Consider the following 14379-nt stretch of genomic DNA (forward strand, 5'->3'; position numbering starts at 1 on the left):
AGCCCGAAGTGACCGACCTCGCAGCGGTGAAGGCCGCGCTGAAGACCCAGGCCGTCGAGACACCGTCGTGGGCGTACGGGAACTCGGGGACCCGGTTCAAGGTGTTCGCCCAGCAGGGCGTCCCCCGTACCCCGCAGGAGAAGCTGGAGGACGCCGCACAGGTGCACGCGTTCACCGGCGTGGCGCCGACCGTCGCGCTGCACATCCCGTGGGACGAAGTGGAGGACTACTCCGCACTTGCGAAACATGCCGAGGACCGGGGCGTGAAGCTGGGGGCCATCAACTCCAACACGTTCCAGGACGACGCCTACCGACTCGGCAGCATCTGCCACCCGGAGGCGGCGGTACGGCGCAAGGCCGTCGATCACCTGCTTGCCTGCGTCGACATCATGGACGCGACGGGCTCGGCCGATCTGAAGCTGTGGTTCGCGGACGGGACCAACTATCCCGGCCAGGACGACCTGCGCGCACGGCAGGACCGGCTGGCCGAGGGGCTGGCCGAGGTGTACGCGCGGCTCGGCGACGGGCAGCGGATGCTGCTGGAGTACAAGTTCTTCGAGCCGGCCTTCTACTCGACGGACGTGCCGGACTGGGGGACGGCGTACGCGCACTGTCTGAAGCTGGGCCCGAAGGCGCAGGTCGTGGTCGACACGGGGCACCACGCGCCCGGGACCAACATCGAGTTCATCGTCGCCACGCTGCTGCGCGAGAACAGGCTCGGCGGGTTCGACTTCAACTCGCGCTTCTACGCCGACGACGACCTCATGGTCGGCGCCGCCGACCCCTTCCAGCTGTTCCGCATCATGTACGAGGTCGTGCGCGGGGGCGGGCTCACCTCCGACGTGGCGTTCATGCTCGACCAGTGCCACAACATCGAGGCGAAGATCCCGGCCATCATCCGGTCCGTGATGAACGTGCAGGAGGCGACGGCCAAGGCACTGCTCGTCGACCGGTCGGCGCTGGCCGCCGCGCAGGCGTCCGGGGATGTGCTGGAGGCCAACGCCGTGCTGATGGACGCGTACAACACGGACGTGCGGCCGCTGCTGCGGGAGGTGCGGGAGGAGATGGGGATCGCCCCGGACCCGATCGCCGCGTACAAGGCGTCCGGATGGGCCGAGAAGATCGTCGCCTCGCGGGTCGGAGGGGAGCAGGCCGGGTGGGGGGCGTGAGCGTCCGCCCTCGCCCGCGCGTCCCGGACTGCGGGCCCGCCGTGGCCGGTCGCGCCCACGCGGCGGAGCCGCATGCAGACACCACCCCGCGTCCCTGACGGGCGCGCTCCGTCACCCGTGTTCCAGAAGTGAGGAATCCGCATGTCCACGCACCCCGAAGCCGCCGCTCTCCTGGCCCGCTCGCACCGGCTCGGCGCCGATCCCCGCAACACCAACTACGCCGGCGGGAACGCGTCGGCCAAGGGCTCCGACACCGATCCCGTGACCGGCGGCGACGTCGAGCTGATGTGGGTGAAGGGCTCGGGCGGCGATCTCGGCACGCTCACCGAGGCCGGGCTCGCCGTGCTCAGGCTGGACCGGCTGCGCGGGCTCGTCGACGTCTACCCCGGCGTCGAGCGCGAGGACGAGATGGTCGCCGCGTTCGACTACTGCCTGCACGGCAAGGGCGGGGCGGCTCCGTCCATCGACACCGCCATGCACGGACTCGTCGACGCCGCCCACGTCGACCACCTGCACCCGGACTCCGGGATCGCGCTCGCCTGTGCGGCGGACGGGGAGAAGCTGACCTCCGAGTGCTTCGGGGACGCGGTGGCGTGGGTGCCGTGGCGGCGGCCCGGCTTCCAGCTCGGCCTGGACATCGCCGCCATCAAGGAGGCGAACCCGCGGGCGATCGGTGTGGTGCTGGGCGGGCACGGCATCACCGCCTGGGGCGACACCGCCGAGGAGTGCGAGCGCAACTCGCTGCACATCATCCGCACCGCCGAGACGTTCCTCGCGGAGAAGGGGAAGGCCGAGCCCTTCGGGCCGGTCCTCGCCGGGTACGAGGCGCTGCCCGAGGAGGAGCGCCGGCGACGGGCCGCGGCGCTCGCCCCGCACGTGCGGGCGATCGCCTCGCAGGACCGGCCGCAGGTCGGGCACTTCACCGACTCCGAGACCGTGCTGGACTTCCTGGCGCGGGCCGAACACCCGCGGCTCGCCGCGCTCGGCACCTCCTGCCCGGACCACTTCCTGCGCACCAAGGTGCGGCCGCTCGTCCTGGACCTGCCGCCCACCGCCGCACCGCAGGACGTCCTCGCCCGGCTGGCGGAGCTGCACGCCGCCTACCGCGAGGAGTACGCCGCCTACTACGCGCGGCACGCCGAGCCCGGCTCACCCGCGATGCGCGGCGCCGACCCGGCGATCGTGCTGGTGCCGGGCGTGGGCATGTTCTCCTTCGGCAAGGACAAGCAGACCGCCAGGGTCGCCGGCGAGTTCTACGTCAACGCGGTCAACGTGATGCGGGGCGCCGAGTCGGTGTCGTCGTACGCGCCGATCGAGGAGTCCGAGAAGTTCCGCATCGAGTACTGGGCCCTGGAGGAGGCCAAGCTGCGGCGGATGCCGAAGCCGAAGGCCCTGGCCACCCGGGTGGCCCTGGTGACGGGCGGCGGCAGCGGGATCGGCAGGGCGATCGCGCACCGGCTGTCCGCCGAGGGCGCCTGCGTCGTCGTCGCCGATCTGAACGCCGGGAACGCGGCCGCCGTCGCCGAGGAGCTGGGCGGGGCCGACAAGGCCGTCGCCGTCACCGTCGACGTGACGTCCGAGGAGCAGATCGCCCGCGCCTTCGAGGCCGCCGTGCTCGCCTTCGGCGGGGTCGACCTGGTGGTCAACAACGCCGGCATCTCCATCTCCAAGCCGCTGCTGGAGACCTCGGCCGGGGACTGGGACCTGCAGCACGACATCATGGCCCGCGGCTCCTTCCTCGTGTCGCGCGAGGCGGCCCGGGTGATGATCGCGCAGAAGCTGGGTGGCGACATCGTCTACATCGCCTCGAAGAACGCCGTCTTCGCCGGTCCGAACAACATCGCCTACTCCGCCACCAAGGCCGACCAGGCCCACCAGGTGCGGCTGCTCGCCGCCGAGCTGGGCGAGCACGGCATCCGCGTCAACGGGGTCAACCCCGACGGCGTGGTGCGCGGGTCCGGCATCTTCGCGGGCGGCTGGGGCGCCCAGCGCGCGGCCGTCTACGGAGTGGAGGAGGACAAGCTGGGCGAGTTCTACGCCCAGCGGACCATCCTCAAGCGCGAGGTGCTGCCCGAGCACGTGGCGAACGCCGTGTTCGCGCTGACCGGCGGCGAGCTCACCCACACCACCGGACTGCACGTCCCCGTCGACGCGGGTGTGGCGGCCGCGTTCCTCCGGTGACGGCCGTGAAGGCGTACGCGGCCGTCGACCTCGGCGCGTCCAGCGGGCGCGTCATGGTCGGCCGGGTCGGCCCGGACACCCTGGAGCTGACCGAGGCGCACCGCTTCCCCAACCGGCCGGTGCTGGTGCCCGAGGGCCTGCGCTGGGATGTGCTGTCCCTGTACGCGGGCGTGCTGGACGGGCTGCGCGCGGCCGGCCCGGTGGACTCCGTCGGCATCGACAGCTGGGCCGTCGACTACGGCCTGCTGGACGCCGACGGGGAACTGCTGGGCAACCCGGTGCACTACCGGGACGCGCGTACCGAGGGCGTCGCCGAGAAGGTGTGGGCCACCGTGCCGGCGGCCGAGCTGTACGCGGCGACGGGCCTGCAGTACGCGCCCTTCAACACCCTGTACCAGCTGACGGCGGCGGCCGGCACGGCTCGACTTGCCCAGGCGCGACGGCTGTTGCTCATCCCCGACCTGCTGTCCTACTGGCTGACGGGCGAGCAGGGCACGGAGCTGACCAACGCCTCGACGACCCAGCTGATCGACCCGCGCACCGGGGACTGGCGCCACGACGTCGCCGCGCGGCTCGGCATCGACCTGGAGCTGTTCGCTCCGCTGCGGCGGCCCGGCGACCCTGCGGGGCTGCTGCGGCCCCAGGTGCTGGCGGAGACGGGGCTGACCGGCCCGGTGCCGGTGACCGCGGTGGGCTCGCACGACACCGCGTCCGCCGTGGCAGCCGTCCCGGCCGTGGGCGAGCGCTTCGCCTACATCTGCACCGGCACCTGGTCGCTGGCCGGACTGGAACTGACGGCGCCCGTGCTCACCGAGGACAGTCGCGCCGCCAACTTCACCAACGAGCTGGGGCTGGACGGCACCGTCCGCTACCTCCGCAACATCATGGGGCTGTGGCTGCTCCAGGAGTGCGTGCGGGCCTGGGGCGAGCCGGACCTGGACGCACTGCTGCGGGACGCGGCCGCCGCGCCCGCGCTGCGGTCGGTCGTCGACGCGGGCGACGCCGCCTTCCTCGCGCCCGGCCGGATGCCGGAGCGGATCGCCGAGGCGTGCCGGGCGTCGGGGCAGCCGGTTCCGCGCACGCCCGGTGAGATCACCCGCTGCATCCTCGACTCCCTGGCCCTCGCCCACCGGCGGGCGATCGCCGACGCCCAGCGCCTGGCGGACCGGCCCGTCGACGTCGTGCACATCGTCGGCGGCGGCACCCGCAACGCGCTGCTGTGCCGGCTGACCGCCGACGCCTGCGGGCTGCCGGTGGTGGCCGGTCCGACGGAGGCCGCGGCTCTCGGCAACGTGCTCGTCCAGGCGCGGGCCCACGGACTGGTCGGCGACCGCGCCGGCATGCGCCGGCTGCTCGCCCGTACGCAGCCGCTGACGCGCTACGAGCCACAGGGAGACGCCGAGCGGTGGCGGGAGGCGGAGGCCCGGCTCGCCCTGCGCTGAGCCGGGGTCTCCCCCGGAGCGCCGGGCCGGACTACTCTTCACTCATCCGATGACCTACCTCAAGGAGCCGCGATGCGTGTCGCTCTGTTCCTGACCTGTGTCAACGACACGCTCTATCCGGACACCGGCCGCGCTGTGGTGAAACTGCTGACCAGGCTGGGCGTAGAGGTCGACTTCCCGATGGCGCAGACCTGCTGCGGCCAGGCGCATTACAACACCGGTTACCGCCATGAGGCAGAACCGCTGGCTCGGCATTTCTCCGATGTCTTCGGAGAGTACGAGGCGATCGTGACGCCGTCCGGGTCGTGCGGGGCGATGGTGCGGGAGCTGTATCCGCGGATGGGTGAGCGCGCCCGGGCCGAAGGGCGCGGCGACGCGTTGGCCGCCACTCTGGCCCCGGTGGTCCCGAAGACCTACGAACTCACCGAGTTCCTGGTGGACGTGCTCGGAGTGACCGACGTCGGCGCGTACTACCCTCACACGGTGACCTACCACCCGACGTGTCACGGGCTGCGCGGGCTGGGGCTCGGGGACCGGCCCCGGCGGCTGCTCCAGGCCGTCGAGGGCCTGGAGCTGGTCGAACTGCCGGGGGCCGACGAGTGCTGCGGCTTCGGCGGCACCTTCGCCCTGAAGAACGCGGACGTCTCGGCGGCGATGGGAACCGACAAGGTGCGCAACGCCGAGGCGACGGGAGCGGAGGTGCTGTGCGCGGCCGACAACTCCTGTCTGATGCACATCGGAGGAACCATGACCCGGCTGCGGACCGGCATGCGGCCGGTGCACCTGGCGGAGATCCTCGCGAGCACGGAACGGGAGCCGGCGCTGTGAGCGGGACGTTCGTCGGGATGCCGGCGTTTCCGGAGGCCGCGCGCGAGGCGGTCGCCGATCCCACCCTGCGCGGCAATCTGCGGCACGCCACGCACACCATCCGCGCCAAGCGCGCGGCGGCGGTGGCCGAGGTGTCCGACTGGGCCGAACTGCGGGAGGCCGGCAAGCGGATCAAGGATCATACGCTCCGTCATCTCGACCGCTACCTGGTGCAGTTGGAGGAGGCGGTCACGGCGGCCGGCGGCACGGTCCACTGGGCGGCCGACGCGGAGGAGGCCAACCGGATCGTGACCCGTCTGGTCAAGGAGACCGGCGAGTCGGAGGTCGTCAAGGTCAAGTCCATGGCGACGCAGGAGATCGGGCTCAACGAGGCGCTGGAGGCCGAGGGCATCCGGGCCTACGAGACCGATCTCGCCGAGCTGATCGTCCAGTTGGGCAAGGACCGTCCCTCTCACATCCTGGTCCCGGCCATCCACCGCAACCGGGGCGAGATCCGGGACATCTTCCGTGCGGAGATGGGCGAGTGGGGCCGCCCGGCCCCGGAGGGCCTCACCGACACGCCCGCCGAGCTCGCCGAGGCGGCCCGGCTCCATCTGCGCGAGAAGTTCCTGCGGGCGAAGGTCGGGATCTCCGGCGCGAACTTCATGGTCGCCGAGACCGGCACCCTGGTGGTCGTCGAGTCCGAGGGCAACGGCCGCATGTGTCTCACCCTGCCGCAGACGCTGATCTCCGTCGTCGGCATCGAGAAGATCGTGCCCACCTGGCGCGACCTCGAGGTCTTCCTCCAGACGCTGCCGCGCTCCTCGACGGCCGAGCGCATGAACCCGTACACGTCGACATGGACCGGCACCAGGGACGGCCGCGCCGGGGAAGGCGACGGCCCGCGCGCCTTCCACCTGGTGCTGCTGGACAACGGACGCACCGACACCCTCGCCGACGAGGTCGGCCGCCAGGCACTGCGCTGCATCCGTTGCTCGGCCTGTCTGAACGTCTGCCCCGTGTACGAGCGGGCCGGCGGCCACGCCTACGGCTCGGTGTACCCGGGCCCGATCGGCGCGATCCTCAGCCCCCAGCTCCGGGGCACCGGGAGCGAGATCGACGCCTCGCTGCCGTACGCCTCCTCGCTGTGCGGCGCCTGCTACGAGGTGTGTCCGGTCGCGATCGACATCCCGGAGGTGCTGGTGCACCTGCGGGAACGCGTCGTCGAGGGCGGCACGGTCACCCGGGAGGGCAACAAGGTGGTGCTGAAGCCCGCCAGGGGTCACGCCGCCGAACGGGCGGCGATGCGGGCGGCACGCTGGGCGTTCGCCCGTCCCGGCGCCCTGCGCGCCGGGCAGCGGCTGGCGTCGCGCACGCGCGCACTGCACCCGCGGACCCTGCCCGGCCCCGGCCGGGCGTGGAGCGCCGCGCGTGATCTGCCCGCGGTGCCCGCGGAGCCGTTCCGCGACTGGTGGCGGCGTACGAACGGCGGCAACGCCGAGGAGGGGACGACGAAGTGAGCAGCAGGGAACTGATCCTGGGCCGGGTGCGGCGGGCGCTGGCCGACGTGCCACCGGACGACACTCCGTACGAGGACGCCGTGGCGCGCGGCTATCTGCGCGAGCACGGCGAGCGCGGCGTCGAGGAGACGGTGGAGCTGCTGGCGGAGAACCTGGCGGACTACCGGGCGATCGTGCACCGGTGCGGCGAAGACGAACTGCCCTCCCTGCTCGCCCGGTTGCTGGCGGAGCGGAAGGCTTCGACCGTGCTCGTGCCGTCCGGGCTGGAGGAGTCCTGGCTGGCCGGGACGGACGTCGCGCGGGTGGCGGACCGGGCGGAGAGCGGCCCGCACGAACTCGACGCGGTGGACAGCGTGGTCACGGCGTGCGCGGTGGCCGTCGCCGAGACCGGAACGATCGTGCTGGACGGCGGGCCCGACCAGGGCCGGCGCCGGATCACCCTGATTCCGGATCACCACATCTGCGTGGTGCGCGTGCCCGGCCAGGTGGTGTCCTCCGTGCCGCAGGCACTCGAACGACTCGATCCCGGACGTCCGTTGACGTGGATCTCCGGCCCTTCGGCGACCAGCGACATCGAATTGGACCGGGTGGAGGGGGTGCACGGTCCGCGCACCCTGGAGGTGATTCTGGTCGGCTGAACCACCCCTTCCGGCGCCCCGGACGCGGGCTTCAGTAGGATTTCTTGATCCCCGGCTGTGGGGCGCGGACGGCTGGATCCGTAGAAGGGGCCTCGGCGGGAGATCGTCGACGGCAAGTGCATCACCAATGTCGACACCAGCAGCCCCGGCGCCGATCCCGGCCCGGTCGTCATCGCCTCTCACGACCAGCGCGTCAACTCCGTACGCTCAGCCTCGCTGAGTACCAGTTCTGACTTGTGGCGGCGGCTCGTCCGCCAGTCCCACCATCCGCCGGTCAGCGAACAGTGAGCGTACTTGCGTACCGTCTCCGTGGATACCCTGAAGTCCGCTGGCACACGCGCGTTCGATGCGCCTTCCGCGCAGGCCGCAACGATCCGGGCCCACTTCCGCCACACGAGCTGGGACGTGCCACACAAGGCCGCCGTACCTCACGTGTGATGAACTGTGGCCCGGTTTCGAGACGTTGATCTCGTCTCGAACAAGAGAGTGGGAGGGACCGTGAGCCTCGGTGGGGGGACGTGGCAGCGACTGACCGCCGTGGTGCTCGTCATGGCGGTGGCGGCCGGGTGTACGGGGCACGGCCAAGGCGCGGGCGGCGGAAACGACGAAGACCTGCTGCGGAACCACGACTGGACGCAGATGCCGGGCACCACCGCGCGGAACGACATCCTGCGGGTCAGCGCATTGGATCGGCACATCGTGGAGCAGGACTCCTCCGGCGGCCAGCCCAACCCCCCGCTGAACCTGGCCGGCCCGCATCTTAGGTCTGATGGCGACTTCACCGTCACCGCGCGCATGTCCGGTGTGGGTGACGATGACGGCGACTCATGGCTGCGGCTGTACGGACGTGTACCGGTCATCTACGACGAGTGGCGGCAGGAGCGGCCCTCACTCCGCGTCGGCGTGACCGCTGACGGACAAGTGAAGGTACAGATATGGGACGGCGAGGGCGATGAGCCGGCCACCTCCAAGGATTTCGACTGCGGCTGCTTCGGGACGGTGACACTCGCCGTGTCGAGCATCGGTGACACCTTCCGCGTGAAAGCCGACGGGCGGCGGCTGGGAACCGTGCAGGACCCGGGGGTGTTCGCCGAGGGCACTGTCTGGTTCGGTCTGGAGGCGGACGCGGGCGAAGACGAGCGCCGCGAGGGATGGCGTCTGACGCAGCTGACCGCGCGGGCAGAGAGCGGTGACTCGCTCCGCGTGATCAAGGCGCCGCAGCTACGCCAGGAGCAGTCCGACGACTCGCTGCGTGCGCGGGCCGCAGACGTGGGGCGGCCGTTCGACGTCGGCGCCGCCCTGGCCGAGAACCCGCTGCTCACCGACTCACGCTACCGGGCGCTCGCGGGAAGCCAGTTCTCCACGCTCACTCCGGAGAACGCGTTCAAGCCACAGTTCCTGCACCCACGCCGGGGCGTCTACGACTTCCGCGACGCGGACCTACTCGTACGCTTCGCCCGCGCAAACGACATGAAGGTGCACGCGCACACCCTCGTCTGGCACGAGGCTCTGCCCAACTGGATGCGGGAGAACGACGACCCCGAGGAGGTGCGCCGGACCATGCTCCGGCACATCGCCATGGTCGCCGGGCACTTCAGGGGAAAGGTCGCGGAATGGGATGTGGTCAACGAGCCCATGTCCGACGACGAGAAGAGCTACACCAACGGGGATCATGGTCTGCGCTCCGAGCAGAGCCCGTGGTTCGAGGCCATGGGCGAGGAGTACATCGACGAGGCGTTCAGGGCCGCCCACCGGGCCGATCCGAAGGCACGACTGTTCCTCAACGAGTACGGGGTCGAGGAGGAAGGCGAGCGGTGGGACGCCCTTTACGATCTGGTCAAGCGGCTCAAGGAGCGCGGCGTACCGATCGACGGCGTGGGTTTCCAGAACCATGAGTACGCACCCGGCGACCGCATCGACCCGGAGACCTTCCGCAGCCATGTGCGGGATCTGGCGGAGCTCGGGGTTCAGGCGCGGGTGTCGGAGATGGACGTCCCCATAGGTGAGGACGAGGAGGACGGGCAGCACACCCAGGCTGATGAGATGGCGGGCAAGCTGCGGGTCTGCCTGGAGGAGCCGAATTGCACATCGTTCTCCACATGGGGATTCACCGACCGGTACGGTTCCACCGCCGACACCAAGATCTATCCTCCGCGCACGGCCGATTCCCTGCCGTGGGACGCGGCCCTGCGGCCGAAGCTGGCGTACGAGCGCTTGCTCGAGGCCTTTGACGAGGCGTGAGAAATCAAGGTGCGATCTCTCGGTTTGGTGTCGATGGCAGCGAGAGTCAAAGAGCGTCTTGTTGGGCCAGGGGCGTTTGATGAGGCGGCGAAGTCGAGTAGGTCACGGTCGCTCGAGAGGGTGGCACGTGGCACCACGCTCACCTGATGACGACCTCGGGCGATTCACACCGCCCAGCCGACTCCCTCGCAGGCAAGGGAGTGGACCCCTTGCACTGACCCCCACCCTCAGGAACACCACTGGCCACACACCTGGGTTTCTGGTGGCCACCAGCCTGGACACCCAGCGGCCGCCCACCTGGGCATCTCAATGGCCTTTGACAATCAAGTTTGAGCGGTGTTCGGACGTCTTTTGAGCAGCTCAGGCAGTAGCCAGTGAGGCGTGGATCCGACTGACAGCACGCAGGACCTCGTCTCGGTTCTTCGCTCGCTTGATCCATGCCGGGAGGCGGGCCACCAAAGTCATCTTCTGTCCGCTGTCATACCAGGGCGCCCGCTCTCGCAGCGACGCTTGGACGAAACGGCGGATCAGGTCGAGATGTTCCAGGTTATAGGCCCACAACCACCCATACCGGGTTTCGACTTGGAGCCACAACGGGATACCGAAGTACGGATCCCTCGCCGGTTGAGCTGTTCCACGGGAGAGCGTGACGAGACGACGGCTCCACACCCGTGACAGCCCGCAGCCTCGGCAGAGCAGGCGTCGCGGCCCGAACAGCATCCGACCGTCGGGATCGGAGTCTTCGGACGCTGGAACGACACGAGCCGCCTTCCCGCAACTGGGGCACCGCACCATGATCGAGCCGATGAAGTCGTACTCGCTGCTGCACGGATCCCCGGAACCGACCAGACACCAAGGCACATTTGGCGAGTATGCAACTGTTTCGCGGACCAGTGCGTCCCGATTCTGCCGATCACTCCCACACCCGCCAGCCGGCCCGACAGGAGCCGGACGGAGGTTGACGAACAAGCTCAGCGGTGCACGGGGACGGCGCGGGGCCGGACCGAGGGGCGGGCCGGGGGCACGGACGAGCGGGGACGGGCCCGGGGATGCTTCAGGAGTAGGCCATCGGGCAGCCGTGGCGCAGGGAGTACTGGGCGGCCCGCAGATACACGGCCGCGTAGAAGGCGGTGTCCAGGTCCTCGGCCCATGGGCCGGGCCGGGCCGCCGCGACCTCGCGCCCCTCTCCGTCCAGGAACCACTGGGTCAGTGCCAGATTGCCGGTCGCCGGTATCACGTCCAGGGGCAGGCCGAGGACGGCGGCCAGCCGCTCCGCGATCGCGAGGACCTGCGGCGCCCCGGCGACCAGCGTCTCGTCGGCGTACGCCGTGCCGATCGGCAGCTCGATCTCGCGGTCGAGGAAGAGCGGCACCAGGACGGTCCACCCGCAGAGGGTCTCCTCCTCGGCCCGGGTCAGCCGGGCCCGGCACAGTGCGGCGAAGCCCTCCATGGACGGGCTCATCTTCTCCTCGAACCAGCCGCTCCCGGAGCCCGAGGGCTCTCCCGGCAGGTACGGCGGCTGTCCGCGCCGCCGCAACTCCTCGTTCAGCGCGGCGGCGGTCTTTCCGTGCCCGCCCTCGTGCTGCCCGAGCCAATCCCGAGCGTCCACACTCACCAGATACACACCCATGATCCGAAACGTACCTCGCACCACTGACATTGATACGCGCGGCGGCTCCCCGACCTGATGCCGAAGTGGGTGAACACGTGGGTCGACAAGTGGATGGACATGCGCTTGGACGGTGCGGACCAGCGCCGGTCTCCGACCACTGCTTCCGTCACGGCGTCTGCTTACGTCACGGCCTCGCGCGCCGCGGCGGGAGCAACCCGGCGGCCGGACGACCCGCGCGACCGGCCGGCCGCCGCGCTCGGCGGGTACGGGAGCACACCGGGCGCGGCTGGCCGGTAGTCGCACAGGACCTCGAACTGCCGCATCCTCGGACGCTGTCGGCGTGCCCGTGCCGGACGACGTCCGCGCCCGGGGAGGCGTATCCGGCCTCGCCGGGCGGCTGCGTGCTCGTAGCCCTACTCGGCCTTGCCGTAGTCCTTCGCCATGGCCCCGGCGAAGTCGTACACCACGCACTGCTCGTCGCCCACCACCCAGGCGTCGTGGCCGGGCGGGATCACGAAGACGTCGCCCGGGCCCACTTCGGCCTCGCCGCCCTCGTCCATGGTGACGTGCATGCGTCCGGAGACGACATAGCCGTTGTGGTGGATCATGCAGGTGTCGGTGCCCGCGATCGACGCGAGCGACTCGGTCCACCGCCAGCCGGGCTCGAAGGTCGCCACGGCGAAGTCGAGCCCCGTCATATGGACGGCCTCGATGTGGCCACGGGGGAAATCGCGACGCTCGTCCGGCTTGTCGAGCGTCTTCACTTCCATCATGACGCTCCTCCCTTCCGGCCGCGCTCGACCACGGCCGGGGCCGGTCTCCCCGGCAGACCTGGACGTCACCGGTGTGAGCCGCGCCCCTACGCCTCCATCGTCCACCTGTCCACCGCAGGCCGCCATCCGGGCGACACCGGCATCAGCCGGCGCCGCCGCACAACTCGGCGAAACGGGCGGCGTCGATGTTGCCGCCGGACACGATCACGCCGATCCGGCGGCCGGGAGCCTCGACCCGGCCCGCGAGCAGAGCGGCCAGACCGGTGGCGCCGCTGGGCTCCATGACGACCTTCAGACGCTCGAACGCGAACCGCATGGCCGAGCGGATCTCGTCGTCCGAGACGAGGGCGATCTCGTCCACGAGCCGCTGGTTCACCGAGAAGGTCAGCTCTCCGGGGGTGTGCAGGGCCTGGCCGTCGGCGATGGTCCGCGGCACCGGGATCTCGATGCGCCGGCCCGCCTCCAGCGAACGCTTCGTGTCGTCCCCGGCCTCCGGTTCGACGCCGACGACGCGGACGCGCGGCCGCGTTCCCTTGACCGCGGTCGCGCTTCCGGCGATGAGCCCGCCGCCGCCGACCGGCGCCAGCAGGGCGTCCAACTCCCCCGCCTCCTCCAGGAGTTCCAGCGCGGCGGTGCCCTGTCCCGCCATGACGTGCGGGTGCTCGTAGGGCGGGATCAGCGCCAGGCCCCGGTCGGCGGCCAGCCCCCCGGCGAGGGCCGCCCGGTCGCCGCTGTAGCGGTCGTACGTCACGATCTCGGCGCCGTAGGCCTCCGTCGCCGCCCGCTTGGAGCGCGGTGCGTCCTCGGGCATGACGATCACGGCAGAGGCGCCGAGTTCGCGCGCGGCCAGCGCGACGGCCTGGGCGTGGTTGCCGGAGGAGTACGCGACGACGCCCCGGGCGAGCTGTTCGGGGGCCAGCCGGGAAACCGCGTTGTAGGCGCCGCGGAATTTGAAGGCGCCCACGCGCTGGAAGTTCTCGCACTTCAGCAGGACCTCGGCGCCGACGATCCGGTCGAGGGTCCGGGAACGGAGGACGGGCGTGCGATGCGCGACGCCCTGGAGGCGGACCGCCGCGTCGCGCACGTCGTCGAGAGTGATCGGCAGGGGGGTGGTCGTCACGGGTGTGCTCCCTCGGGGGTGCCGTCGGAGCCGTCGGCGTCACGCGCGGCTCGGGAACGGGACAGGTAGTTGTAGGCGGAGGCGCGCGAGATGCCGAGGCGGGCGGCGATCTGCTCGACGGCGCGGCGTACGGCGAACACACCGCGTTCGTCCAGACCGCGGAAGAGCGCGAGCCGGCGGGGGCCGTCGAGTCCGGCCCACGTCTGGTCCTGGCGCGCGAGATGGGCGTCGAGAAGCGCGTCGACGACGGAGTCGATGTCGTCGCCGAAGGTGGTCACCGGCGGGTCGGGCCGCGCTCCCGCAGTCCCCGCGAGCACGGCCAGCAGGCCCTGCACCCGGTCCACCTCCGTGACGTCCACGTTGACGCACAGCGCGCCGAACACCGCGCCGGCGGAGTCGCGCAGCACCATCGTGGACGACTTCACCAGCTTGCCGGCGCCGGTGCGGGTGACGTAGTTCAGCTCGTCGACGGCGTCGTCGCCGCGGGCGAGGACCCGCATGCCGATCTCGCTCATGGCGCCGCCGACCGTCCTCCCCGTCACCGATCCGGCGACGGCGGCCACGGACCGCTCCGGTCGCCGGTAGTCGTGCAGGACCACCTCGCACACCGGTCCGAAGGTCGCCGCGATCCCCTCGACGACGGGAGCCAGCGCTCCCAGGATCGCGTCCCGCTCGGATTCCCGGGCTCGGCTCGCCTCTGTGGCTTCCATGGAACGATATTAGACCACGAGTCCAGCGCTTGGACGCTCAGTCCACCCATGTCCGGGTGCCCGAATGCGGTGCCCGGTCGCGGTGCGCCGATGCCGGCGCGGCCGTTCGCTGTCGCGGCTCCGACCGTGCGGTTCCGGCCGTGCGGTTCCGGCCTCGGGGGTGGGA

12 protein-coding genes are annotated in these 14379 nt (G+C 71.1%); 7 read left to right on the forward strand and 5 right to left on the reverse strand.

Features of this window, described 5'->3' with window-relative positions; all coding sequences use genetic code 11:
- Positions 1 to 8: 8 nt before the first annotated feature.
- The 7 genes from rhaI to IE239_RS11330 all read left to right on the forward strand — a co-directional run bounded on the left by rhaI (position 9) and on the right by IE239_RS11330 (position 9998).
- Positions 9 to 1169 (forward strand): L-rhamnose isomerase, encoded by a 1161-nt coding sequence (rhaI, locus tag IE239_RS11300; RefSeq protein WP_190149111.1) that lies wholly within the window; start codon positions 9 to 11, stop codon positions 1167 to 1169.
- A 141-nt stretch (positions 1170 to 1310) separates the two neighbouring features.
- Positions 1311 to 3350 (forward strand): bifunctional aldolase/short-chain dehydrogenase, encoded by a 2040-nt coding sequence (locus tag IE239_RS11305; protein WP_190149112.1) that lies wholly within the window; start codon positions 1311 to 1313, stop codon positions 3348 to 3350.
- Between the two features lie 5 nt (positions 3351 to 3355).
- Positions 3356 to 4792 carry a rhamnulokinase gene (locus tag IE239_RS11310; RefSeq protein WP_190149302.1) on the forward strand — a complete coding sequence of 479 codons (1437 nt, stop codon included), beginning with the start codon at positions 3356 to 3358 and terminating at the stop codon, positions 4790 to 4792.
- 72 nt (positions 4793 to 4864) lie between these two features.
- Positions 4865 to 5620: a (Fe-S)-binding protein gene (locus IE239_RS11315; protein WP_190149113.1), complete on the forward strand. Its 756-nt coding sequence runs from the start codon at positions 4865 to 4867 to the stop codon at positions 5618 to 5620.
- Positions 5617 to 7119, forward strand: a complete 1503-nt coding sequence (locus IE239_RS11320) for a LutB/LldF family L-lactate oxidation iron-sulfur protein (RefSeq protein WP_190149114.1) — start codon at positions 5617 to 5619, stop codon at positions 7117 to 7119. Before IE239_RS11315 ends, IE239_RS11320 begins: the two co-directional genes overlap by 4 nt.
- Entirely contained in the window at positions 7116 to 7757 is a 642-nt protein-coding gene (locus IE239_RS11325; RefSeq protein WP_190149115.1) for a LutC/YkgG family protein, read from the forward strand. Before IE239_RS11320 ends, IE239_RS11325 begins: the two co-directional genes overlap by 4 nt.
- Positions 7758 to 8255: 498 nt before the next feature.
- Complete coding sequence (locus IE239_RS11330; RefSeq protein WP_190149116.1) at positions 8256 to 9998, forward strand: endo-1,4-beta-xylanase; 1743 nt, start codon at positions 8256 to 8258, stop codon at positions 9996 to 9998.
- 360 nt (positions 9999 to 10358) lie between these two features.
- On the opposite strand, the gene IE239_RS41995 is transcribed toward IE239_RS11330, so the two are convergent.
- The 5 genes from IE239_RS41995 to IE239_RS11350 form a co-directional block, all read right to left on the reverse strand.
- The gene (locus tag IE239_RS41995) at positions 10359 to 10793 is read right to left on the reverse strand and encodes a hypothetical protein (protein ID WP_373308085.1); all 435 of its coding nucleotides are present in this window, start codon (positions 10791 to 10793) and stop codon (positions 10359 to 10361) included.
- 259 nt (positions 10794 to 11052) lie between these two features.
- Positions 11053 to 11628 carry a hypothetical protein gene (locus IE239_RS11335; RefSeq protein ID WP_190149117.1) on the reverse strand — a complete coding sequence of 192 codons (576 nt, stop codon included), beginning with the start codon at positions 11626 to 11628 and terminating at the stop codon, positions 11053 to 11055.
- A gap of 395 nt (positions 11629 to 12023) precedes the next feature.
- Positions 12024 to 12383 carry a cupin domain-containing protein gene (locus IE239_RS11340; protein WP_190149118.1) on the reverse strand — a complete coding sequence of 120 codons (360 nt, stop codon included), beginning with the start codon at positions 12381 to 12383 and terminating at the stop codon, positions 12024 to 12026.
- Positions 12384 to 12525: 142 nt separating this feature from the next.
- Positions 12526 to 13503, reverse strand: coding sequence for a threo-3-hydroxy-L-aspartate ammonia-lyase (locus tag IE239_RS11345; RefSeq protein ID WP_190149119.1), 978 nt, complete (start codon positions 13501 to 13503; stop codon positions 12526 to 12528).
- Positions 13500 to 14213, reverse strand: a complete 714-nt coding sequence (locus IE239_RS11350; protein WP_190149120.1) for a helix-turn-helix transcriptional regulator — start codon at positions 14211 to 14213, stop codon at positions 13500 to 13502. The genes IE239_RS11345 and IE239_RS11350 overlap by 4 nt, the downstream gene beginning before the upstream one ends.
- Positions 14214 to 14379: the final 166 nt, after the last annotated feature.

The organism is Streptomyces humidus, from assembly GCF_014649655.1.
Lineage (GTDB): Bacteria > Actinomycetota > Actinomycetes > Streptomycetales > Streptomycetaceae > Streptomyces > Streptomyces humidus.

Excerpts from the sequence above, each read along its gene's own strand:
- IE239_RS11350 (WP_190149120.1), bottom strand. The coding sequence starts at position 14,213 with ATGGAAGCCACAGAGGCGAGCCGAGCCCGGGAATCCGAGCGGGACGCG.
- IE239_RS11305 (WP_190149112.1), top strand. The coding sequence starts at position 1,311 with ATGTCCACGCACCCCGAAGCCGCCGCTCTCCTGGCCCGCTCGCACCGG.
- IE239_RS11335 (WP_190149117.1), bottom strand. The coding sequence starts at position 11,628 with ATGGGTGTGTATCTGGTGAGTGTGGACGCTCGGGATTGGCTCGGGCAG.
- IE239_RS41995 (WP_373308085.1), bottom strand. The coding sequence starts at position 10,793 with ATGGTGCGGTGCCCCAGTTGCGGGAAGGCGGCTCGTGTCGTTCCAGCG.
- IE239_RS11340 (WP_190149118.1), bottom strand. The coding sequence starts at position 12,383 with ATGATGGAAGTGAAGACGCTCGACAAGCCGGACGAGCGTCGCGATTTC.
- IE239_RS11315 (WP_190149113.1), top strand. The coding sequence starts at position 4,865 with ATGCGTGTCGCTCTGTTCCTGACCTGTGTCAACGACACGCTCTATCCG.